This window comes from Pseudomonas sp. o96-267, from assembly GCF_003935465.1.
GTDB lineage: Bacteria > Pseudomonadota > Gammaproteobacteria > Pseudomonadales > Pseudomonadaceae > Aquipseudomonas > Aquipseudomonas sediminis.
In genome coordinates, this window is the sequence record NZ_RHQP01000052.1 from 1 (window position 1) to 22,024 (window position 22,024).

General features: G+C 62.2%; 22 protein-coding genes. 3 read left to right on the top strand and 19 right to left on the bottom strand.

All coding sequences use genetic code 11. The features are described from left to right. Positions 1-156 precede the first annotated feature (156 nt). Positions 157-981, top strand: coding sequence for an NAD(P)-dependent oxidoreductase (locus tag EGJ86_RS23395; protein WP_125836804.1), 825 nt, complete (start codon positions 157-159; stop codon positions 979-981). A gap of 79 nt (positions 982-1,060) precedes the next feature. On the opposite strand, the gene EGJ86_RS23400 is transcribed toward EGJ86_RS23395, so the two are convergent. The 8 genes from EGJ86_RS23400 to EGJ86_RS23435 form a co-directional block, all read right to left on the bottom strand. Continuing rightward, entirely contained in the window at positions 1,061-1,555 is a 495-nt protein-coding gene (locus EGJ86_RS23400) for a hypothetical protein (RefSeq protein ID WP_125836805.1), read from the bottom strand. Between the two features lie 90 nt (positions 1,556-1,645). Beyond that, positions 1,646-2,308, bottom strand: a complete 663-nt coding sequence (locus tag EGJ86_RS23405) for a hypothetical protein (protein ID WP_125836806.1) — start codon at positions 2,306-2,308, stop codon at positions 1,646-1,648. Continuing rightward, positions 2,305-2,877, bottom strand: coding sequence for an RNA polymerase sigma factor (locus EGJ86_RS23410; RefSeq protein ID WP_125836807.1), 573 nt, complete (start codon positions 2,875-2,877; stop codon positions 2,305-2,307). The genes EGJ86_RS23405 and EGJ86_RS23410 overlap by 4 nt, the downstream gene beginning before the upstream one ends. Beyond that, positions 2,874-4,574 (bottom strand): VWA domain-containing protein, encoded by a 1,701-nt coding sequence (locus EGJ86_RS23415; RefSeq protein WP_125836808.1) that lies wholly within the window; start codon positions 4,572-4,574, stop codon positions 2,874-2,876. Before EGJ86_RS23415 ends, EGJ86_RS23410 begins: the two co-directional genes overlap by 4 nt. An 85-nt stretch (positions 4,575-4,659) precedes the next feature. Next, positions 4,660-6,105 (bottom strand): PLP-dependent aminotransferase family protein, encoded by a 1,446-nt coding sequence (locus tag EGJ86_RS23420; protein WP_013715143.1) that lies wholly within the window; start codon positions 6,103-6,105, stop codon positions 4,660-4,662. A 186-nt stretch (positions 6,106-6,291) separates the two neighbouring features. Beyond that, positions 6,292-7,104: an OmpA family protein gene (locus EGJ86_RS23425; protein WP_125836809.1), complete on the bottom strand. Its 813-nt coding sequence runs from the start codon at positions 7,102-7,104 to the stop codon at positions 6,292-6,294. Continuing rightward, positions 7,104-7,454: a DUF4398 domain-containing protein gene (locus EGJ86_RS23430; protein ID WP_125836810.1), complete on the bottom strand. Its 351-nt coding sequence runs from the start codon at positions 7,452-7,454 to the stop codon at positions 7,104-7,106. Before EGJ86_RS23430 ends, EGJ86_RS23425 begins: the two co-directional genes overlap by 1 nt. Before the next feature lie 9 nt (positions 7,455-7,463). Then, the gene (locus EGJ86_RS23435) at positions 7,464-8,297 is read right to left on the bottom strand and encodes an ABC transporter substrate-binding protein (RefSeq protein WP_099525433.1); all 834 of its coding nucleotides are present in this window, start codon (positions 8,295-8,297) and stop codon (positions 7,464-7,466) included. Positions 8,298-8,410: 113 nt separating this feature from the next. Here EGJ86_RS23435 and EGJ86_RS23440 point away from each other — a divergent pair, with 113 nt between their 5' ends. Further along, positions 8,411-9,337: an alpha/beta fold hydrolase gene (locus EGJ86_RS23440; protein WP_125836811.1), complete on the top strand. Its 927-nt coding sequence runs from the start codon at positions 8,411-8,413 to the stop codon at positions 9,335-9,337. An 84-nt stretch (positions 9,338-9,421) separates the two neighbouring features. Here EGJ86_RS23440 and EGJ86_RS23445 read toward each other — a convergent pair whose 3' ends face one another. Together EGJ86_RS23445 and EGJ86_RS23450 are read right to left on the bottom strand one after the other, a co-directional pair. Beyond that, entirely contained in the window at positions 9,422-10,351 is a 930-nt protein-coding gene (locus EGJ86_RS23445; RefSeq protein WP_125836812.1) for an electron transfer flavoprotein subunit alpha/FixB family protein, read from the bottom strand. Continuing rightward, the gene (locus tag EGJ86_RS23450) at positions 10,352-11,101 is read right to left on the bottom strand and encodes an electron transfer flavoprotein subunit beta/FixA family protein (protein ID WP_012018936.1); all 750 of its coding nucleotides are present in this window, start codon (positions 11,099-11,101) and stop codon (positions 10,352-10,354) included. A gap of 323 nt (positions 11,102-11,424) precedes the next feature. Between EGJ86_RS23450 and EGJ86_RS23455 the strand changes: the two genes are divergently transcribed. After that, complete coding sequence (locus EGJ86_RS23455) at positions 11,425-13,089, top strand: electron transfer flavoprotein-ubiquinone oxidoreductase (RefSeq protein ID WP_125836813.1); 1,665 nt, start codon at positions 11,425-11,427, stop codon at positions 13,087-13,089. 126 nt (positions 13,090-13,215) lie between these two features. On the opposite strand, the gene EGJ86_RS23460 is transcribed toward EGJ86_RS23455, so the two are convergent. The 9 genes from EGJ86_RS23460 to truA form a co-directional block, all read right to left on the bottom strand. Then, positions 13,216-13,992, bottom strand: a complete 777-nt coding sequence (locus EGJ86_RS23460) for an SDR family oxidoreductase (RefSeq protein WP_125836814.1) — start codon at positions 13,990-13,992, stop codon at positions 13,216-13,218. Between the two features lie 2 nt (positions 13,993-13,994). Further along, positions 13,995-15,206, bottom strand: a complete 1,212-nt coding sequence (locus EGJ86_RS23465; RefSeq protein ID WP_125836815.1) for an O-succinylhomoserine sulfhydrylase — start codon at positions 15,204-15,206, stop codon at positions 13,995-13,997. A 113-nt stretch (positions 15,207-15,319) separates the two neighbouring features. Beyond that, entirely contained in the window at positions 15,320-16,828 is a 1,509-nt protein-coding gene (purF, locus tag EGJ86_RS23470) for an amidophosphoribosyltransferase (protein ID WP_099525427.1), read from the bottom strand. Positions 16,829-16,903: 75 nt separating this feature from the next. Continuing rightward, positions 16,904-17,425 carry a CvpA family protein gene (locus tag EGJ86_RS23475; RefSeq protein ID WP_003461125.1) on the bottom strand — a complete coding sequence of 174 codons (522 nt, stop codon included), beginning with the start codon at positions 17,423-17,425 and terminating at the stop codon, positions 16,904-16,906. 86 nt (positions 17,426-17,511) lie between these two features. Then, positions 17,512-18,129 carry an SPOR domain-containing protein gene (locus EGJ86_RS23480; RefSeq protein WP_125836816.1) on the bottom strand — a complete coding sequence of 206 codons (618 nt, stop codon included), beginning with the start codon at positions 18,127-18,129 and terminating at the stop codon, positions 17,512-17,514. 14 nt (positions 18,130-18,143) lie between these two features. After that, positions 18,144-19,421 carry a bifunctional tetrahydrofolate synthase/dihydrofolate synthase gene (gene folC / locus EGJ86_RS23485; RefSeq protein WP_125836817.1) on the bottom strand — a complete coding sequence of 426 codons (1,278 nt, stop codon included), beginning with the start codon at positions 19,419-19,421 and terminating at the stop codon, positions 18,144-18,146. Next, positions 19,418-20,302 (bottom strand): acetyl-CoA carboxylase, carboxyltransferase subunit beta, encoded by an 885-nt coding sequence (gene accD, locus EGJ86_RS23490; protein WP_099525423.1) that lies wholly within the window; start codon positions 20,300-20,302, stop codon positions 19,418-19,420. The genes folC and accD overlap by 4 nt, the downstream gene beginning before the upstream one ends. Positions 20,303-20,441: 139 nt before the next feature. Continuing rightward, positions 20,442-21,095 carry a phosphoribosylanthranilate isomerase gene (locus EGJ86_RS23495; RefSeq protein WP_125836818.1) on the bottom strand — a complete coding sequence of 218 codons (654 nt, stop codon included), beginning with the start codon at positions 21,093-21,095 and terminating at the stop codon, positions 20,442-20,444. Positions 21,096-21,119: 24 nt separating this feature from the next. Continuing rightward, on the bottom strand, positions 21,120-21,950 hold the full coding sequence (gene truA / locus EGJ86_RS23500; protein WP_125836819.1) for a tRNA pseudouridine(38-40) synthase TruA: 831 nt from the start codon (positions 21,948-21,950) through the stop codon (positions 21,120-21,122). Positions 21,951-22,024: the final 74 nt, after the last annotated feature.

Here is a 22,024-nt window from a genome sequence, read left to right on the forward strand (position 1 = left end):
GGTCGCCCGCTGCCCCCCGTCGTCGTGGGTGGGTCCCACCCGCCGCGCGTGTTGGCCCCCCCCCCCGCGGGGGGGGGGTTGGTGTAGTCCTTACACCCCCCCCCCCACCCCCCCCCCCCCCCCACAGCCCCATAACAACAATGAAGGAGCACGTCCATGTCACTTTCCGGCAAGACCCTGTTCATCACCGGCGCCAGCCGTGGCATCGGCCGCGAGATCGCCCTCAAGGCCGCCGCCGATGGCGCCAATATCGTCATCGCGGCCAAGAGCGCCGAGCCTCACCCGAAACTCGAAGGCACCATCTTCAGCGTCGCCGCCGAGGTCGAGGCCGCAGGCGGCAAGGCGCTATCCCTGCAGTTGGACGTGCGTGACGAACAGGCCGTGGCAGCTGCCATGGCCCAGGCCGCCGAACATTTCGGCGGCATCGACGCCCTCGTCAACAACGCCGGCGCGATCAAGCTGGTGGGCGTGGAGAAGCTCGAACCCAAGCGTTTCGACCTGATGTACCAGATCAACACCCGCGCCGTGATGGTCTGCAGCCAGGCCGCACTTCCCTATATCAAGAAAAGCGCTGGCGGGCACATCATCAACCTCTCGCCGCCACTCAACCTAGACGCTAAATGGTTCGCCCAACACGGCCCCTACACCGTCACCAAGTACGGCATGAGCATGCTTACCCTGGGCATGAGCGAGGAGTTCAAGAAGTACGGCATCAGCGTCAACTCGCTGTGGCCGAAGACCATGATCGCCACCGCCGCCATCGAGTTCGAGCTGGGCAGCCGCGACGCCTTCAAGCGCGCGCGCACCCCGGCGATCATGGCCGACGCGGCCCACGCGATCCTGGCCAGCCAGGGCCGCAGCATCACCGGGCGCCTGCTGATCGACGAGGAGATCCTGCGCGAGCAGGGCGTCAGTGACTTCGAGCAGTACCGCTTCGACCCCGCTGGCGGCAGCCTCGTGCCGGATCTGTTCGTCGATTGAGGTCTCGATGCCTGCCCCATGGCGTGCGCCGCGCGCACCAAGACAACCGTGGGGTTCGCGCCTTGCCCAGCGCGCACGGCTACTGCTTGAATTCGAATTGCACCTCGGCACCTTCGATCGAATCCCAGTAGTCGTCCACTCGCTCGTTGCTGATCAGCCGACCGCTGATCTGGAACGGGCTCTGGACTTCGGGTTTCTCGCCAAACAGTGGCGGCAGCACCGGCAACAGTTCCTCGCGCGTTTCGCTTTCCAGTGCTTGTTCGAACAGCTCCTGCGGCACGTTCAGGTCCAGCGCCAGCTTCGATTCGGGCTCGGCGGGCTTGGGTTGTGGTGCCGCAGCAGGCTTGGGCTTCGCGGCAACAGGCGGTTTGGCAGGAGGCACGGGCTTGCTTTCGACCACCTTGGCAGGCGGCGCAGGTTCGACAGGCTCGGGCTTGGCAACCTCGACAACGGGCGCAGGTGCTGCAACCACTGCCGGCTTTACCTCAGGCTGCTGCGCAACGGGCTCCGGCTCGCGCTCACACGCGCTCAGCCAACCCAGGCACAGGAATAAAAGAATAGACTTACGCATCATGGGACAAGGGTAACTCGATCAGTAACGCGCCCATGCTCCTCCGCCTGGGCGCGCCTGACAAGTCGACTTACACGACTTTTACCCGGAAGCTCATTCGGCTGACGGCTCGTTAGCCAGATGCTCGAGCTCGGCCTCGATATCCAGTTGCGGATAATCGGCCTTGAGCTGCTCCAGCAGACGCTGCGCCTCCTCCTGCTTATTGGCCTTGCGCAGCTCCAGCAGACGCAGCAACGCCTCGCGTGGTTCGCTCTGGATCACCAATTCTGCCATCGGAGCAATTGCCGCCGTGCTGGCCATCGGTGCCTCCGCTATATCGGCAGAAGGCGCCTGGCTCCTCATGCGCTCCTGAGGGACAGCCATACGCGCCACCGACTCGTTCTCGGCAGCACGCTTGGCCGCCATCGGTGTCGGGGCTGGTGCAGCGGGGCTCATGGCCACGCTGGGCGGTACGGCATCAAAGGCATCTGGCGTCTGCTCCAGAGTGCGCCAAGTCAGGCTGGCGCCAATCCCGACACAGGCCAACCCGGCCACGGCCACCGACCAGCGCTGGCGGCCACTGCCAAACAACCATTGATGCAGGCGCTGCACCCAGCCAGATTCAGGCTTGTCGGCCTGACGCGCTTCACGAGCAGCCGCACTGGCCGCCGTCAGAATGCGCGCATCCAGCTCGGCCGAAGGTTCGCCGCTGCCATGGGCACGAAAATGCGCCAGCAGCGCCTGCTCGTGGTCCAGAGGTTCTCGTTCATGGTTCATACGGACAACTCCTCGGTGGCCAACAGCCGGCGTAGCTTCTGCAAGGCATAGCGCAGACGGCTCTTGACCGTCTCGGCCGGCGTGCGGGTCAACTCGGCAATCTCGTTCAGTTCCAGGTCGCCATGGGCGCGCAGCAGGAACACTTCGCGCTGGTCTTCCGGAAGGTCGGCCAGTGCCGCCTGCAGCCGCTCACTGTCGCGACTGAGGCTCCACTGCTGCTCAGGGCTTGGCTGCGGATCGGCCTGGGCATGCTGGCCTTCATCGTATTCGTCATGCCCGGCCTGATGTCGGCCCGTCTTGCGCCAGTGATCGATCAAGCGGTTGCGGGCGATCTGGTACAGCCAGGTCTTGAACAGCACCGACTCGCGCTGCTCGCTCTGGCTTCGCACCAGGCTCATCCAGGTTTCCTGGAACACTTCTTCGGCCAGGGCGTGATCGCCGCACAGGCCGAGCAGAAAGCGAAACAGGCCCAGCCGATGGCGCTGGTAGAGCGCATTAAAGGCCGCGGCATCGCCTCGGCGGTAACGCCGCAACAAAGCGGCGTCGTCATCCGTGAGAGGTGCGTTCACTGCTGAACTCTTACTGGTGTGGAGCCGGAAGTGTGCAGGCTCTGGGCGATTTCGGCCAGCTGGATGAACTCGCCACGCAGACCGAAGTGATCCTCGCCCTTGGCCGAGCGCGCCAGCGCGATGCTCTGCGCCAGATCGAAGTCGCCGGTGTAGCGACCGTCCTTGAGCTGTTGGGCGAAGGCCGCGACCGCAGCGGCGAACCTCAGATCCTCGCTGGCAGCCGCGACCGGCGTCGCCTCGGCACGCGCAATGGGCCGCTCCAGCATCCGGCTGGACGCCTCCCCCGGCGTCTTGTAGCGAATCCGCAACCAGGCCAGTTCGCCGCTCTTGCTCGCGGGCTGGGCACTGGTCTGATAACGCAGCGGCTCCAGCCAGCCCTTGGCACCGGCCGGGACGATCTCGTACAGCGCGGTAACGGTATGCCCTGCGCCGATATCGCCGGCATCGACCTTGTCATTGCTGAAATCCTCACGCTTGAGTGCGCGGTTCTCGTAGCCCAGCAAGCGGTACTCGCTAACCTCGCTCGGGTTGAATTCCAGTTGCAGCTTCACGTCGCTGGCCACCGTGGCCAGGGTCGAGCCGAGCTGATCCACCAACACCTTGCGCGCCTCGCGCAGGTTGTCGATATAGGCGTAATTGCCATTGCCGGCGTCGGCCAGCTGCTCCATCAGGCGCTCGTTGTAGTTGTCCACGCCAAAACCCAGGGTGGTCAGCGAGACGCCGCTCTTGCGCTTGTCGGCAGCCAGCTGCTTGAGGCTGTCGAAGTCGCTGATGCCGACGTTGAAGTCGCCATCGGTGGCCAGCAGGATGCGATTGATGCCGCCATCGATCTGGTGCTTGCCCGCCTGCTTGTAGGCCAGCTGGATGCCCGACTCCCCTGCCGTCGAACCACCCGCACTGAGCTGATCGATGGCCGCACGGATCTTCGCCTTGTCGCTGCCGGGCGTGGAATCGAGCACCACCTGGCTGTCACCGGCATAGGTGACCAGCGAGACGCGATCCTGCGGACGCAACTGCTCGACCAGCAATTTAAGGGTGCCCTGCACCATCGGCAGGCCTTCGCGGCGATGCATCGAACCAGACACGTCGACCAGAAACACCAGGTTGGCCGGCGGCAGTTCATCCACGCTGCGATCCGACGCCTTGATGGCGATGCGCAGCAGGCGTGTCTGCGGATTCCACGGCGTCACCGCCAACTCGGTGCTGACGCCAAAAGGTGCGGCGCCCTGCGGCAGCGGATAGGCATAGGGGAAGTAGTTGACCAGCTCTTCCAGGCGCACGGCGTCCTTCGGCGGCAGTTGCCCACCGTTGAGGAAACGCCGCACGTTGGCGTAGCTACCGGTATCGACATCGATGCTGAAGGTGGACACCGGTGTCTCGGCAACGGCGAACACCGGATTGTCGGCATAGGCCTGGTATTGCTCGCGTGACTCATCGCGGTAGCCCGGTGGCAGGACATCGGCGATGGGCGACGGCGCGTAAGCCAGGGCCGACATGCGTTTCTGGCTGCCTGCGGCAGGCATCTCGGCTGCTACGGGCGCAGCCAGACGTTCACGGACGAGTGTCGCCGCCGGTTCCGAGTTGGCCTGGGCTTCCGGCTCCGGGCCAGAGGCGCTGCAGGCGGCGAGCAACAGCAAGGTCCCCGCGGAAAAACCGACGGCGAATGGGCGAACGAGCAACGAGGAATAAACGGACATGGTGCACCTCCTGAGCAATGGCACGAGACCTTCGCTCAGGTAGACGCAGCCCTTCGATGAATCGGGTTAAAACGAGACGGACTTTTTAATCCTCCCAGGAACCGCCCGCTTCCTGGCACAGCTGCGTGGCCAGCATGCCCAGGGTCATCAACGCCCTCTCCGCCTCGCGATTCCACGGGATGCCGCAGTTAAGGCGTACGCAATGGTTGAACTGCTCGGTGTTGCTGAAGATCAGTCCCGGTGCGATGGAGATGCCCTGCTGCAGCGCGCGCACATGCAGATCCTTGGTGTTGACCCGCGCCGGCAGGCTGACCCAGAGAATGAAGCCGCCCTTGGGCCGGGTCATCTGCGTACCAACCGGGAAATACTGCTGCACCGCCAGTTGGAAGGCGCTGAGGTTCTTGCGGTACTCCTGACGGATATGCCGCAGGTGACGGTCGTACCCGCCATTCTCCAGGTAGGCCGCTACGGCCATCTGGGTGACGCTGCACGCCGAATGGGTGGAGAAAGTCTGCAGCCGCTGGATCTCGTCCTGATACTTGCCAGCGACGATCCAGCCGATGCGCACACCGGGCGAAAGCGTCTTGGAGAAGCTCGAGCAATAGATCACCCGGCTGTCGCGATCATGAGACTTGAGCGCCTTGGTCGGGCCCTGTTCGAACATCAGCTCGCCGTAAATATCGTCTTCGACGATCTGGAAATCGTAATCGCCAGCCAGGCGCAACAACTGACGCTGGCGCTCCTCGGGGATGGTGCCACCAAGCGGATTGGACAGCCGCGCCGTCAGCACCAGTGCCTTGATCGGCCACTGGTTGGCCGCCAGTTGCAGCGCTTCGAGGCTGATGCCGGTGGTGGGGTCGCACGGGATCTCGATGACCTTGAGCCCCAGCAGGTCGGCCAACTGCAGCAGGCCGTAGTAGGTCGGCGACTCCACCGCGATCAGGTCACCTGGCTTGGTCAGCACGCGCAGGCTCATCTGCAGCGCATCGACGCAGCCATGGGTGATCACCACCTCGGACGGGTCGACCACCACGCCGGCATCGCGCATGCGGATCGCCACTTGGCGACGCAGCGGCTCAAAGCCGGGGCTGAACATGTAGCTGAAGGCACGCGGACTGTGAAAGCGCGTGACCTTGGCCAGTTGCTGGTGCAGCGCACGCACCGGCAAGTAGTCGACATGCGGCACCGCGGCGCCCAGCGGGAATACGCCCTCGCGACGCGACTCGGTAAGCACCTGATTGATGATGCTGGCGCGAGTCACCAGGCCCGGCCGCTCAACCTTGGCGATATCCGGAGTCGGCGCGGTCAGTGCCGGTGTCTGATGTACGTAGAAGCCCGACTGCGGCCGCGCTCGGATCAGGCCCTGATCCTCGAGATTGGCGTACGCCTGCAACACCGTGGCGTGGCTGACATTGAGCTGGGCGCTCATCTTGCGCACCGAGGGCACGCGTTCACCCGGCTGGTAGACGCCACGACGAATATCCTCGGCCAACTGCTGAGCGATGCGTTGGTAAAGCAACAGATTGGTCATGGCGATATCCTTCAGATCACTGGAGCATAACAGTAACCTATTGCTACACAATTGTACCGGCACAGATGAAAACACTTTTCACAAGCAGCTCTGTACCAACTGTCTGTATGCGTAAAACACCACGTCTAAGCCTGATTCAAGGCATAAAAAACCCCGGACGATGCCGGGGTTCTTGACTGCTGACCCTCAGCGCTCGGCGCCGAGCTGGCCTCGCTCGTCGGAGAAGACAATCTCCACCCGCCGATTCTGCGCCCGGCCACGGGCAGAGGCATTTTCCGCAACAGGGAAGTCGACCCCGTAACCAGCTACCTGAATCCGCTTGGCATCCACGCCCAGGTCGACCAGCAGGTCGGCCACGGCCTGCGCCCGCGCGCGGGAAAGCTCGAGATTCTCGGCAGCGTCGCCGGTGTTGTCGGTATAGCCCTCGATACGCACGCGGCGCTGCGGGTTGATCTGCAGGAATTGCACGAGCTTGAGCACCGTGCGGTTGGCGGCCGGCTGTAGATCGGCGCGGCCGGCGTCGAACAGCATGTCACCGAGGGTCATCACCAGGCCCCGCTCGGTCTCGCTGGTGGCGAGGCTGACCATCTGCTCTTCCAGCCACCCGTTATGCTGCTGCACGCTCATCAGCTTGGCCTCGCGCAGCGTCAGTTGCAGACGCTGGCGCTCCAGCTCGAGCTTGGCCGCCCGCTCCTGGTTGAGGCTGATATCACTGTGCTGGCGGGCGATCGCGGCATAGCGCTGGCTGAGGTAAGCGTAATGACGCACATCGTCACCACTGCCCCAGTAGCTGGACAGGCGCTCGGCACGGCCCAGTGATTCGCCGGCGCGAATCACGTCCTTGGGTGCAGCGCGCAGCACGCTGGGATCTTCCTTGACCGCCTGGAAGCTCAGACGCGCCTCTTCCAGCGCCTGCTCACTCGCCATCTGGTTGGTCGCGCAACCACTGAGCAAGGTAACGACCAGCGCCAGACTGCCCAGATAACCATACGCCCTCATCACATGGCCCCCAGTTGCTGACGCAGACGGCCGATGCGCTGATTGAGTTCATTCAGCTGTTCCCGTCCTTTACCGTTGAGGTGCTCAGCCTCGGCCAGGCGCGCATCAAGCTCGGCCTGTTCGGCGAGCTGGCGCGCCTGCTTGTTCTCATCGTCCCGCATGGCGGCCTGGGCCTGCGCGAACTTGTCCTCAGCCTGGCGCAGCGACTCCGATTGCTCGCTGACCACACCCAGGGACTTGGTCTGCGCCAACGCCTGTTCGGTCAGACGCAGTTGTTCGACGGGTGCAGGATCGCTCGCACAGGCCGTCAGGCCCAGCGCCAGCAGCAAGGGAAGGGGTCGATTGATCACGAGATTTTCCTACTGAGTGACGTCGCCAACCGGGTCGGGCTGCATCTGCTGCGCCTTCCAAAGCTCTAGATTGCTTTGTAGGAACTGCTCAGGCAGGCCGGCGGCGACCATTTCTGTCATTTTCCGCGCCAGCTGGCCACGCAGCCAGGGCTCGTTGCACGCCGAATTGTGCGACAAGGTAAGGTAGAGGCCTTCGCTGGAAATCGGCGGATCCAGTACCTCCAGGTCATCGTCCATACCCAGCGTCTCGGCGAGCGCGAGGCCGGGGTAGCGCTCGTAGAGCACGTAGTCGGTGCGGCCGAGCAGCAGTTTCTGGAAAGCCTGCGTCAGGCTGGAGACACCCTCCAGCTTCAGGTTCTGCTTGGCGAAGGCGTCGAACTGCTGGCCGAAGCTATTGCCCACCAAGGTGTCGCCGGTATGCCCTTGCAGGTCGATCCAACTGCCGTAGGGAAAGGCCTCGCCCTTGCGCACCCAGACCACGCTCGGCGTGAAGAAGAATGCAGGGTGCACGTAATCCATGTTCTCCAGACGCGGTAGCGTCAGAAACGCCCCAGCCAGCAGGTCGACACGGCCGGTACGCACTTCGTCCTGCGCGCGCGACCAAGGCCCGGTGTAGATCACGTCGACCACCACGCCCAGTTCCTTGGCCAGATGCTTGAGCAGGTCGGCATTGGCGCCGATCAGTTGCTGCGGATTCTGCGGGTCACGCCAAAGATAAGGGGGATACTCCGGGTTGCCGGTCGCCACCAGGCGCTCGCACTTACCGGCAGCCAGAGCAGCGGCTGGCATCAGAGCCAGGGCGCACCACAGCAACAGCGACTTAAACAGACAACGCTCTGGCATTGGCTACTCTCGGTTTATGCGTTGATCGGTGGGATGGTCTTGGCACCCCGGCATCCTCGGTGTTCATGCTAGCTTAATGGCGCCGCCATAATAATTCGCGATAAGGACGCGCCATGAAAAAACTGCTGTTCGCACTGCTGCTTCTGCTATCAGGCAGCGCCGCCACGCTGTATTTCGTTCCAGCGACTCAACTGGCCAGCCTGCGCCTGATAGAACAGTACCGCGCCGGGCTCAGTCACGAGCAACTATCTGTCCACAATCTTAACATCCATTATTACCGGGGAGGACCGGCAAGCGGCGAAACCCTGGTACTGCTCCACGGGTTCGCTGCAGACAAGGATAACTGGCTGCGTTTTTCCCGCCACCTGACTCAGGACTATCGCGTCATCGCACTGGACCTGCCGGGCTTCGGCGACAGCGATCTGCCGCCTGGCAGCTACGACGTCGGTACCCAGGCCGAGCGCCTGGCGGATATCCTCGACGCGCTGGGCATCCAGCAGGCGCACGTGCTGGGCAACTCGATGGGCGGACAGATTGCCGCCCTCTTCGCCGCGCGCTACCCGGAACGCGTCCGCTCGCTGGCACTGTTCGCCAATGCCGGGATCGACAGCCCAAGCAAGAGCGAACTGTATCAACTGCTGACCAGTGGCTCGCCAAACCCGCTGGTGGTCAAACAGCCGCAGGATTTCGACAAGCTGCTGCATTTCGTCTTCTTCGAACCGCCCTACCTGCCGGAATCGCTCAAACGCTATCTGGGCGAACGCGCCATGGCCAAGGCCACGCATTACGACCAGGTATTCAAGCAACTCGTGGAGCGCCCAGTGCCGCTGGCGCCCGAGCTGTCCAAGATTCAGGCGCCGACCCTGCTGCTCTGGGGCAGGCAGGACCGCGTGCTGGATATCTCCAGCATCGAGGTCATGCAACCCCTGCTGAACAAACCCAGTGTGGTGATCATGGATAACGTCGGTCACGCACCCATGCTCGAACGTCCTGAAGAAAGCGCCCTGCTCTACCGAGACTTTCTCGAAGGCCTGAAGTGATGGCCAGGCGCTGATCGCGAGCAACGCGCAGGCAATAAAAAACCCGCTCTGGTGAGCGGGTTTTTTCGTTGCGGGAAAAGCGGTTTAGACCGACTTCTCCAGCTCAGGTACAGCTTCGAACAGGTCGGCAACCAGACCGTAGTCGGCGACCTGGAAGATCGGCGCCTCTTCGTCCTTGTTGATCGCGACGATCACCTTGGAGTCCTTCATACCGGCCAGGTGCTGGATCGCGCCGGAGATACCGACGGCGATGTACAACTGCGGCGCAACGATCTTGCCGGTCTGACCGACCTGCATATCGTTCGGGACGAAACCGGCGTCGACCGCAGCGCGGGAAGCGCCGACTGCAGCGCCCAGCTTGTCAGCCAGGGAGTACAGGTGCTTGAAGTTGTCGCCATTGCCCATACCACGGCCGCCGGATACGACGATCTTGGCAGCGGTCAGTTCCGGACGGTCGGACTTGGCCAGCTCTTCGCCAACGAAGGCGGACTTGCCGGCATCGGTCGGACCGGAAACGGCTTCAACAGCAGCGGAGCCACCTTCGGCAGCAGCGGCATCGAAACCGGTGCTACGTACGGTGATCACCTTGATGGCAGCCGAGGACTGCACGGTCGCGATGGCGTTACCGGCATAGATCGGGCGCTTGAAGGTGTCGGCGCTTTCAACGGCGATGATCTCGGAGATCTGATCGACGTCCAGTGCAGCAGCGACGCGCGGCAGGATGTTCTTGCCGTTGCTGGTGGCGGCAGCCAGGATGTGGCTGTAGCTCTTGCCCAGCTCGGCTACCAGCGGAGCAACGTTCTCCGGCAGCTGGTTGGCATAGGCAGCGTTGTCGGCAACTAGGACTTTGGCCACGCCAGCGATCTTGGCAGCGGCTTCGGCAGCAGCGCCAGCGTTGGCACCGGCTACCAGCACGTGGATGTCGCCACCGATCTTCTGCGCAGCGGCAACGGTGTTCAGCGTGGCAGGAGCCAGAGCGGCATTGGTGTGTTCAGCGATAACCAGGATAGTCATTTAGATTACCTTCGCCTCGTTCTTCAGTTTCTCGACCAGTTCAGCCACGGACTTGACCTTGATGCCTGCGCTGCGAGCAGCTGGCGCTTCGACTTTCAGGGTCTTGACGGTGGAAGCGGTGGAAACGCCCAGGGCGTCCGGGGTAACGGTTTCCAGCGGCTTCTTCTTGGCCTTCATGATGTTCGGCAGCGACGCGTAGCGCGGCTCGTTCAGGCGCAGGTCGGTGGTGACGATCGCCGGCAGGTTCAGCGCAACGGTCTGCAGACCGCCATCGATCTCACGGGTGACGTTGACCTTGTCGCCAGCCACTTCGACCTTGGAGGCGAAGGTGCCTTGGCCGAAGCCAGTCAGGGCGCCCAGCATCTGGCCGGTCTGGTTGTTGTCGCTGTCGATGGCCTGCTTGCCCATGATCACCAGCTGCGGCTGCTCCTTGTCGACCACTGCCTTGAGCAGCTTGGCCACGGCCAGGGAGTTCAGCTCGTCATTGGATTCGACCAGGATAGCGCGGTCGGCACCCAGAGCCAGCGCGGTGCGCAGCTGTTCTTGAGCGGTAGCCGGGCCGATGGAGACGACGACGATTTCGCTCGCCACGCCCTTCTCCTTCAGGCGTACGGCTTCTTCCACGGCGATTTCGCAGAAGGGGTTCATGGACATCTTGACGTTGGCGAGGTCGACGCCGCTGTTGTCCGCCTTGACGCGAACCTTGACGTTGTAGTCAACCACTCGTTTGACAGCTACAAGAACCTTCATGGATTCCTCGTTACTCTCCGGTGAATAAGAATCTCGCCAAGGCGAGCCTGGTCAGCGATATAAATTGGCAGGAGCCAACCTTTCAGCCCAGACGGCGAGCGCAAAACCGCCCGTATCTTGACCCCGCGGCCTGGCCTGGTCAATACAGCGAACTGGCCGGTCATCCGCGATGTAGTACGATTCTAACAGGCCTACAGAAAATTCAAACAAACGTTTGTATTGGCCCGCAGAGAGGGTGTAGATATAATGCCCACGCCGCGGTTAGGGGGTGAGCCGTGCCCTCCAATATAAAACATCGAAGAGCCTTGAGTAGGAGATAGCCTGTGGAACGCGAATTTATGGAGTTCGACGTCGTCATCGTCGGCGCCGGCCCGTCCGGACTGTCCGCCGCCTGCCGACTGAAGCAGAAAGCCGCTGAAGCGGGTCAAGAGATCAGCGTCTGCGTGGTCGAGAAAGGCTCCGAAGTTGGCGCTCATATCCTCTCCGGTGCAGTGTTCGAACCGCGCGCCCTCAATGAACTCTTCCCCGACTGGAAAGAGCTCGGCGCCCCGCTGAACACCCCGGTCAAGCGCGATGACATCTATCTGCTGCGCGACGCCGACAAGGCTACCCGAATTCCAGACTTCTTTGTGCCGAAAACCATGCACAACGAAGGCAATTACATTATTTCCCTGGGCAACCTGTGCCGCTGGCTGGCTCAGCAGGCCGAGAACCTGGGTGTAGAGATCTACCCAGGCTTCGCCGCTCAGGAAGCGCTGATCGACGAAAGCGGCGTGGTACGCGGCATCGTCACCGGTGATCTGGGCGTCGATCGCGAAGGCAATCCGAAGGAAGGCTATTACACCCCGGGCATGGAACTGCGTGCCAAGTACACCCTGTTCGCCGAAGGCTGCCGTGGCCACATCGGCAAGCAGCTGATCAAGAAGTACAACCTCGACAGCGAAGCCGATGCCCAGCATTACGGCATCGGCATCAAGGAAATCTGGGATATCGACCCGACCAAGCATGACCAGGGTCTGGTGGTGCACACCGCTGGTTGGCCGATGGACATCATGGGCACCGAGAATACAGGCGGCTCCTTCCTCTATCACCTGGAGAACAACCAGGTCGTAGTGGGCCTGATCATCGACCTGTCCTACGCCAACCCGCACCTGTCGCCGTTCGACGAATTCCAGCGCTACAAGCACCACCCGGTGATTGCCCAGTACCTGGAAGGCGGCAAGCGCGTGGCCTATGGCGCCCGCGCCATCGCCAAGGGCGGCCTGAACTCGCTACCGAAGATGGTCTTCCCGGGTGGCGCCCTGATCGGCTGCGACCTCGGCACGCTGAACTTCGCCAAGATCAAGGGCAGCCACACCGCGATGAAATCCGGCATGCTCGCCGCCGACGCCATCACCGAAGCTCTGGCCGCTGGCCGTGAGGGCGGTGACGATCTGAACAACTACGTCGATGGTTTCAAAGCCAGCTGGCTTTACGACGAGCTGTTCCGCAGCCGTAACTTCGGCGCAGCCATCCACAAGTACGGCGCCATCGTTGGCGGCGGCATAAACTGGCTGGATCAGAACATCTTCGGCGGCAAGATCCCCTTCACCCTGCACGACAACAAGCCGGATTACGCCTGCCTGAAGCCGGCCGCAGAGAGCACGAAGATCGCCTACCCAAAACCGGACGGCAAACTCAGCTTCGACAAACTGAGCTCGGTGTTCCTCTCCAACACCAACCACGAAGAAGAGCAGCCCTGCCACCTGAAGCTCACTGACCCGAGCATCCCGCTGGCGAAGAACCTGCCGCTGTACGACGAACCGGCGCAGCGTTACTGCCCGGCCGGCGTGTACGAAGTGGTGACGCAGGAAGACGGCGAGAAGAAATTCCAGATCAACGCGCAGAACTGCGTGCACTGCAAGACCTGCGACATCAAGGACCCGGCCCAGAACATCACCTGGGTTGCGCCGGAAGGCACCGGTGGCCCGAATTACCCCAACATGTAATTCGGCCACACATGAAAAAGGCTCCTTCGGGAGCCTTTTTCGTTTCTATCGAGTCCGTAGGGGGCTAGCGCAGCTCGCGAAGCGCCTGCAACACTGCATTTCGCGAGCAGAGCTCGCTCCTACCAATCAGTCTTGGTAGATCATCTTGCGGCTCATGCCGCCATCGATGACGAACTCCTGCCCGGTGACGAAACCGGCCGCATCGGAGAGCAGCCAGGCAACCTGCGCCGCGACATCCTCTACCGTACCGACACGGCCAACCGGATGCTGCGCATGATCGAACACCGACAGTGGCTCCAGGCGTTGCTGCGACGGGTCACGAGCGTCGATCCAGCCAGGGCTGACGCAGTTGACCCGCACCTCCGGCCCCAGGCTGACCGATAGCGCATGCGTGAGCGCAACGAGGCCACCCTTGCTCGCAGCGTAGGCCTCGCAATCGGCTTCGGACTGGCTGGCACGGGTCGAGGCGATATTGACGATGGCGCCGCGATGACCACGCAGATACGGCGCGCAGTGCTTGGCCAGCAGCATGGCACCGGTCAGGTTGACCGCCAGCGTACGATTCCAGCGCTTGAGATCGAGCGACTCCAGCGGCGGGGTGTGCGGATCGGAGATAGCTGCATTGCACACCAGCGCATCGAGTCGGCCGAACTGGCCGAGTATCTCGGCAACACCGACACTGACCTGATCTTCCTTGGCTACGTCCATGGCTACGAACCAGGCATTGTTACCCAGCACACGCGCTACCTTGGAGCCCCGCTCACGGTCCACGTCGGCCAGCACCACCTGCCAACCCTCGGTGATCAGCCAGGCACTGATGCCCAGGCCGATACCATGCGCGGCTCCGGTGACCAACGCGACACGCCCATTGTTGGGCGTGTCATTCGTGCCCCACTCCAACATGCTCAGAGTGCGGCCAGGCCGCGCGCCAGATCTGTCTTGAGGTCTTCCAGCTCTTCCAGGCCTACTGCAACGCGAATCAGGCTGTCGCGGATGCCAGCATTGGCGCGCTCCTGCGGCGTCAGCCGACCGTGCGAAGTGGTTGCCGGGTGGGCGATGGTGGTCTTGGTGTCGCCGAGGTTGGTGGTGATCGAAATGACGCGAGTGCCATCGATCACTTTCCATGCGGCGTCACGGCCGCCCTTGACCTCGAAACTGACCACCGCGCCAAAGGCGCTCTGCTGCTTCTTCGCCAGCTCGTGCTGCGGATGGCTGGGCAGGCCAGCGTAGTACACACGCTCGACCTGCGGCTGCTGTTCCAGCCATAGAGCCAGTTGCAGGGCACTCTCGCTCTGCGCGCGCATACGGATACGCAGCGTCTCCAGGCCCTTGACGAACATCCAGGCGTTGAACGGGCTGAGGGTCGGCCCGGCGGTACGCAGGAAACCCACCACTTCCTTCATCTGCTCACTGCGACCGGCAACCACACCGCCCAGACCACGGCCCTGGCCGTCGATGTACTTGGTCGCCGAATGCATGACGATATCTGCGCCAAGTTTCAGCGGCTGCTGTAGGGCCGGCGTGCAGAAACAGTTGTCCACTGCCAGCAGCGCGCCGCGAGCATGGGCGATCTCGGCCAGTGCGGCGATATCCACCAGTTCGGCCAGCGGATTGGAAGGCGACTCGACGAACAGCAGTTTGGTATTGGGCTTGAACGCGCCCTGCCAGGCATCAAGATCCGCCAGCGGCACGTAATCCACCTCGATGCCAAAGCGCTTGAGGTACTTCTCGAACAGGCTGATGGTCGAACCGAATACGCTGCGCGATACCAACACATGGTCACCGCCACTGCACAGGCTCATGACGATGGCGAGGATCGCCGACATGCCGGAGGCAGTGGCCACCGCCTGTTCGGCGCCTTCCAGTGCGGCAATGCGCTCCTCGAAGGTACGCACGGTAGGGTTGGTATAGCGCGAATAGACGTTGCCCGGCACTTCGCCAGCAAAACGCGCGGCAGCATCGGCAGCGGTACGAAACACGTAACTGGAGGTCAGATACAACGCTTCGCCATGCTCGCCTTCAGGCGAACGGTGCTGACCTGCACGCACGGCCAAGGTGTCGAAGCCCACGCCATCCAGGTCACTGTCCAGCCTGCCGGCTTCCCATTCCAGAGTCATATCGCTACCTCACAAAAAGTAGCCCGGATGCAATCCGGGAAATTCAGAGTGACATTCCCCCGGATTGCATCCGGGCTACGGACCGGGCAGGACCGCTGCCCTGCCCGCTCGCATCAGTTGTTATACAGATCGATGATCGCGCTGACTGCCTGCGACTTGACCTTGCTGGCATCATTACGCGCCTGCTCGATCTTATCCAGGTAGGCCTCATCGACGTCGCCAGTGACGTACTTGCCGTCAAACACCGCGCAGTCGAAGTTGTCGATCTTGATCTTCTTGCTGCCGCTGACGGCCTCGATCAGATCCGGCAGATCCTGATAGATCAGCCAGTCGGCACCGATCAGCTCGCAGACTTCCTCGGTGGTACGACCATGGGCAATCAGCTCATGGGCGCTGGGCATGTCGATACCGTAGACGTTCGGGTAGCGCACTGCCGGGGCCGCAGAGCAGAAGTAGACATTCTTCGCTCCGGCCTCGCGGGCCATCTGAATGATCTGCTTACAGGTCGTGCCACGCACGATGGAGTCGTCCACCAGCATCACGTTCTTGCCGCGGAACTCCAGCTCGATGGCGTTGAGTTTCTGCCGCACGGATTTCTTGCGTGCCGCCTGGCCGGGCATGATGAAGGTACGGCCGATGTAGCGATTCTTGACGAAACCTTCGCGGAATTTCACGCCCAGGTGATTGGCCAACTCCAGCGCCGCCGTGCGGCTGGTGTCGGGAATCGGGATGACCACGTCGATGTCGTGCTCTGGACGCTCGCGCAGGATCTTGTCAGCCAGCTTCTCGCCCATGCGCAGACGCGCCTTGTACACCGAGATACCGTCCATGATCGAGTCCGGGCGCGCCAGGTAAACGTGCTCGAAGATGCAGGGCGCGTACTGCGGGTTTGCCGCGCACTGGCGGGTGAACAACTTGCCCTCTTCAGTGATGTACACAGCCTCGCCCGGTGCCAGGTCGCGGATCAGGGTGAAACCCAGCACGTCCAGCGATACGCTCTCGGAGGCGATCATGTACTCGACGCCTTCGTCGGTATGACGCTGGCCAAACACGATCGGGCGAATGCCGTTGGGGTCACGGAAGCCGACGATGCCATAGCCAGTGATCATTGCCACCACGGCGTAACCGCCCAGGCAGCGCTCGTGCACGTGGGTAACGGCAGCGAACACGTCTTCCTCGGTGGGCTGCAGCTTGCCGCGCTGGGCCAGTTCGTGGGCGAACACGTTGAGCAGCACTTCCGAGTCGGAATTGGTGTTCACGTGGCGCAGATCGGACTCGTAGATTTCCTTGGCCAACTGCTCGACGTTGGTCAGGTTGCCGTTGTGCGCCAGGGTGATGCCGTACGGCGAGTTGACGTAGAACGGCTGAGCCTCGGCCGAGCTAGAGCTGCCAGCGGTCGGGTAGCGCACATGGCCGATACCCATGTGACCGACCAGGCGCTGCATGTGGCGCTGCTGGAACACGTCACGCACCAGGCCATTGTCCTTGCGCAGGAACAGGCGGCCATCATGGCTGGTGACAATACCGGCAGCATCCTGGCCGCGGTGCTGGAGGACGGTGAGCCCGTCATACAGCGCCTGATTGACGTTCGATTTACCGACGATACCGACGATGCCACACATGTGCCACGACCCCTGCTAGATAGTTCAGGCTAATTCAGCGACCGATGCAGCGGTTACTCCGCAGCGGCCACTCTTTTAAAGCAGATCAGCTGGGTGAGCCGATCCACCGGTAAACCACTGATCGGACCACCCCAGAATGAGGTTCTTCGACCAGTCGGCGACCATCAGAAAATGCGGCACCAGTTGCGACTGTTGCCACCACGTATCCTGCTCCACTGGCGCCAGGCTGATCAGCCCGACCAGCAGTACCACCAACAAACCACCACGCGCGGCGCCGAAAACCATACCGAGAAAACGGTCGGTACCGGACAGGCCTGTCACGCGGATCAGCTCGCCAATGAGGAAATTGACCAAAGCACCCACCAGCAAGGTGGCGATGAAGAGAATGGCACAGGCCGCGATGACCCGCGCAGAAGGCGTTTCGATAAATTCGACGAGATGCTGAGCCAGTGCGCCACCGAACATCCAGGCGACCACACCTGCAATGATCCAGGTCAGCAGCGACAGGGCTTCCTTGACGAAACCGCGCTTGAGACTGATCAAACTAGAGATGGCGATGACGGCGATGATCGCCCAATCGACCCAGGTGAATACCACGGTGCGGCCTACCAGCGGAAAAGGCGGAGCATTTTAGCAGAGCCCGGCACATCGAGTAACCAGGCACCGCAAAGTCCCTTGCTTGCTTAGCCTGCTTCCGGCTGGAAGCGCACGACAAAACCGCTGAGCTTGTGCTGGCGATTGAGCTGATCACGCAGACGCTCGGCTTCGGCGCGCTCGATCAGCGGGCCGACGAACACCCGGTTCATGCCATCGAAGGCACGGATATAGGCGTTGTAGCCTTGGCTGCGCAGAGTTTTCTGCAGATTTTCTGCCCCAGCGCGACTGGACAGACTGGCCAACTGCACCGACCAGCTGATCGGCAGGCTATTGGCGTCCAGGCGCCCTTCCGGCTTGGCAGGAGCAGTGCTTGTCGCTTGCTCGGTCTTGACCGGATCAGGTGTGCTCTGCTGCGCAACGGGCGGCGCAGTGGGCGCGGGCTGCTCAGGCACCTCGACGACCTGAGGCTCCACCTCTTCGACGGGAACCGGCTCCTGCGGCAACTCTTCGGGTTCAACGACCTCGGCAGGCTCCACGATGATCTCGGCCGTAGCCGGCGCTTGCGGCATGGCTGGCGCATCCACCACCACGCGACGCATCTCATCTTCGCGCGACAGCAGCATCGGCAGGAAAATCACCGCCAGTGCCACCAGCACCAGAGCACCAACCATGCGCTGCTTGAGCCCACTGTCCAGCATTGCCATCCCCAATCCCCTTATCAAGCCGGGCGGGCCAGCCAATTCAGGGCCTCGGCCACGCAGAAAAACGATCCGAACAACAGTATCTCGTCACCCTCTGCCGCCTGCTCGCACTGCGCATCGAGCGCGGCACGCACGTCCAGGTATTGCGCCACCAGCATGCCCTGCCCCCGCAGGTGCTCGGCCACCTCGTCGGCAGAGCGTGAACGCGGCGTATCCAGCGGCGCCACGGCCCAGCCAGCAACCAGGCTCAGAAGCGGCGCCACCACGCCAGGCAAGTCCTTGTCGGCCAACAAACCGAACACCGCCCAGCGTTTTCCATTCAGCGGGCGACTCTCCAGGCGCTGCGCCAGATAATCAGCCGCATGAGGATTATGCCCAACATCGAGCAACAGTGTGAGTGACTTGCCTCGCCAATCCAGCGCGCGACGATCCAGACGCCCGGTTACCCGCGTGGCGAGCAGGGCCTGGACGATCTGCTGGTAATCCCACGGCAGCGGCAGAAGCGCATAGGCCTGCAACGCCAGTGCAGCGTTTTCCATTGGCAGATCGAGAAGCGGCAGGTGCTCAAGTCGCAGGACCTGGCCTTTGACGTCAAGGCCATACCAGGACCAGCCCTGCGCCTGCACACCGAGGTCGTAGTCGCGACCACGCAGGAACAACGGCGTGTCCAGGGTCACCGCCTGTTCCAGCAAGGGCTGCGGCGGGTCGAGATCACCGCACAACGCGGGCATGCCGGCGCGCATGATCCCGGCCTTTTCGAAGGCGACCGACTCGCGGGTATCGCCCAGCCAGTCAGCGTGATCCAGACCAATGCTGGTGATCAGAGCCAGATCGGCATCGACCAGATTCACCGCATCCAGGCGCCCACCGAGGCCGACCTCAAGCACCACGGCATCCAGCTGAGCACGCTCGAACAACCAGAAAGCGGCCAGCGTGCCCATCTCGAAATAGGTCAGGGAGATCTCGCCGCGCGCGGCTTCGACCGCCGCAAAAGCCTGGCATAACTCGTCGTCGCTGGCTTCTCGCCCCTGCACAAGCACACGCTCGTTGTAACGCAGCAGGTGCGGTGAACTATAGACACCAACGCGCTGCCCCTGAGCTGCGATCAGACTGGCGAGAAAGGCACAGGTAGAGCCCTTGCCATTGGTGCCCGTGACGGTAACCACCAATGGCGCTGGCTTGCCCAGGCCGAGCCGCTGCGCCACCTCACGCGAGCGCTCCAGGCCCATGTCGATGGCCGACGGATGCAACTGCTCGAGGTAAGCGAGCCACTCGCCCAGGCTACGTTCGGTCATGCAGTGGCCGGCAGGGAAACCGGAGAGGGGCGATTCATCATTTGCGCAAGCAGACGCGCCAGGCGCGGACGCAGTTCGTCGCGCGAAATGATCATGTCGATGGCGCCATGTTCGATGAGGAACTCGCTACGCTGGAAGCCTTCCGGCAATTTCTCGCGTACGGTCTGCTCGATCACGCGTGGACCGGCGAAACCGATCAGCGCTTTCGGCTCGGCCACGATGACGTCACCAAGCATCGCCAAACTGGCGGAGACGCCGCCATAAACCGGATCGGTCAATACGGAGATGAACGGCAGGCCCTCTTCACGCAAGCGCGCCAGAGCCGCCGAGGTCTTGGCCATCTGCATCAGAGAGATCAGCGCTTCCTGCATGCGCGCACCACCGGAGGCAGAGAAGCACACCAGCGGGCAGCGTTTCTCCAGTGCGACATTGGCCGCCTGAACGAAACGCTCGCCGACGATGGCGCCCATCGAGCCGCCCATGAAGGAGAACTCGAACGCGCAAACGGCGATCGGCATGCCTTCGAGGGTGCCACTCATGGAGATCAGTGCATCCTTCTCACCAGTCTGCTTCTGCGCACCAGCCAGACGGTCCTTGTACTTCTTGCTGTCGCGGAATTTCAGGCGATCGACCGGCTCCAGATCAGCACCGATCTCCTCGCGGCCTTCGGCGTCGAGGAAAATGTCGATGCGTGCGCGAGCACCGATACGCATGTGGTGATTGCACTTGGGGCAGACATCGAGTGTCTTTTCCAGCTCGGGACGGTAGAGCACGGCATCACAGGACGGACATTTGTGCCACAGGCCCTCGGGCACAGAGCTCTTCTTCACCTCGGAACGCATGATCGAGGGAATGAGTTTGTCTACCAACCAGTTGCTCATGCTGTCATTTCTCCATAACCGTTGGTTCGGATGAACGCCTCATCGTGAAACGCCCATCTCCAGCAATTCTTTTCTGCCGCACCCAGCGCCCGTCGAAACGAGCCCATGGCGGCGTGACAGGCTAATTGACGGCCCTGCCTCAATTGCCGTCACATCGAGCATCACGCACCGCCTGTACGAATGCGTGAATCTTGCCTGCATCCTTTATGCCTTTACTGGCCTCGACCCCACCACTGACATCCACGGCGTAGGGGCGAACCTGGCGAATGGCCTCTGCAACATTGCCCGCATCGAGGCCGCCGGCCAGGATGATTGGCTTGGCAGCATTTTCCGGCACCAGCGACCAATCGAACGAAGCACCCGTGCCCCCCGGCACGCCCTCGACGAAGGTATCCAACAGAATACCCCGCGCACCACTGTAGGGCGCCATGGCTGCAGCCACGTCCTCACCGGGGCGGACCCGCAGCGCCTTGATGTAGGGGCGACCATGGCCCTCACAGTCAGCCGGCGATTCATCACCATGAAACTGCAGCAGATCCAGCGGCAGGCGCTGCAGCAACTGCTGCAGTTGGTCGCGCGGCATGTCGACGAACAGCCCGACAGTGGTCACGAACGGCGGTAACGCCTGCAGGATAGCTGCGGCCTGCCCGACACCGACTGCTCGTGGGCTTTTCCCGTAGAACACCAGGCCGATGGCATCGGCTCCGGCCGCTACCGCCGCCAGAGCATCCTCGATGCGGGTGATACCACAAATCTTGCTGCGCACGACCGTCACGTTCATACCTCTCGCCATCCGGGCTCGGATGGTAACAAAGGCTTATGGCTGTCGCACGTCCGGCAGACCGGAGAGAAAATGAGGCCCGAGATAGCGTTGCGGCAATTCGAACTCATCCGGGTAATCGACCTGTATCAGATATAAGCCGTAGGGATGCGCTGTCACTCCCCCGCTATGTCGATCGCCACGCTCGAGCACCTCGCGCGCCCACTCCGGTTGCCGTTCGCCAGCACCAATGGTCATCAACACACCAGCGATGTTTCGCACCATATGGTGCAGAAAAGCATTGGCGCGGATATCCAGCACGATGAAGCGGCCATGCTCGATCAGTTGCAGGTGATGCACTGTCTTGACTGGTGATTTGGCCTGACAACGCATCGCCCGGAATGCGCTGAAATCATGCGTCCCGACCAGCGCCCGAGCGGCCTCACGCATGCGTGCGACATCCAGCGGCCGATGGTTCCAGGTAACTTCCTCGGCCATGTGCGCCGGGCGGATCGGATCATTGTAGATCACGTACCGGTAGCGCCGCGCCATGGCCGAAAAGCGCGCATGAAAGTGTGCCGGCATCACCTTCGCCCAGGTCACGCTGATGTCATTGGGCAGGTTCATGTTGGCGCCCATGATCCAGGCATGCAGCGAGCGCTCGACAGTGGTATCGAAGTGCACCACCTGGCCACTGGAATGCACAGAGGCATCGGTACGCCCTGCGCACAGAATGCTGACTGGGGCACCACCAGCGACCTTGGACAAGGCCGTTTCCAGGTGTTCCTGGATCGTCGGAACCTTGGGCCCCTGGCGTTGAAAACCACGATAGCGCGCGCCCTTGTATTCGAGGCCCAGAGCGATTCTGAAAAAGCCAGCGGCCGCCATTTAGGCGGCCGCGAAAGGTACTGCGTCAGACATGTATAAATAAAACCATATTGGCCTGTGTCTTATACACATAT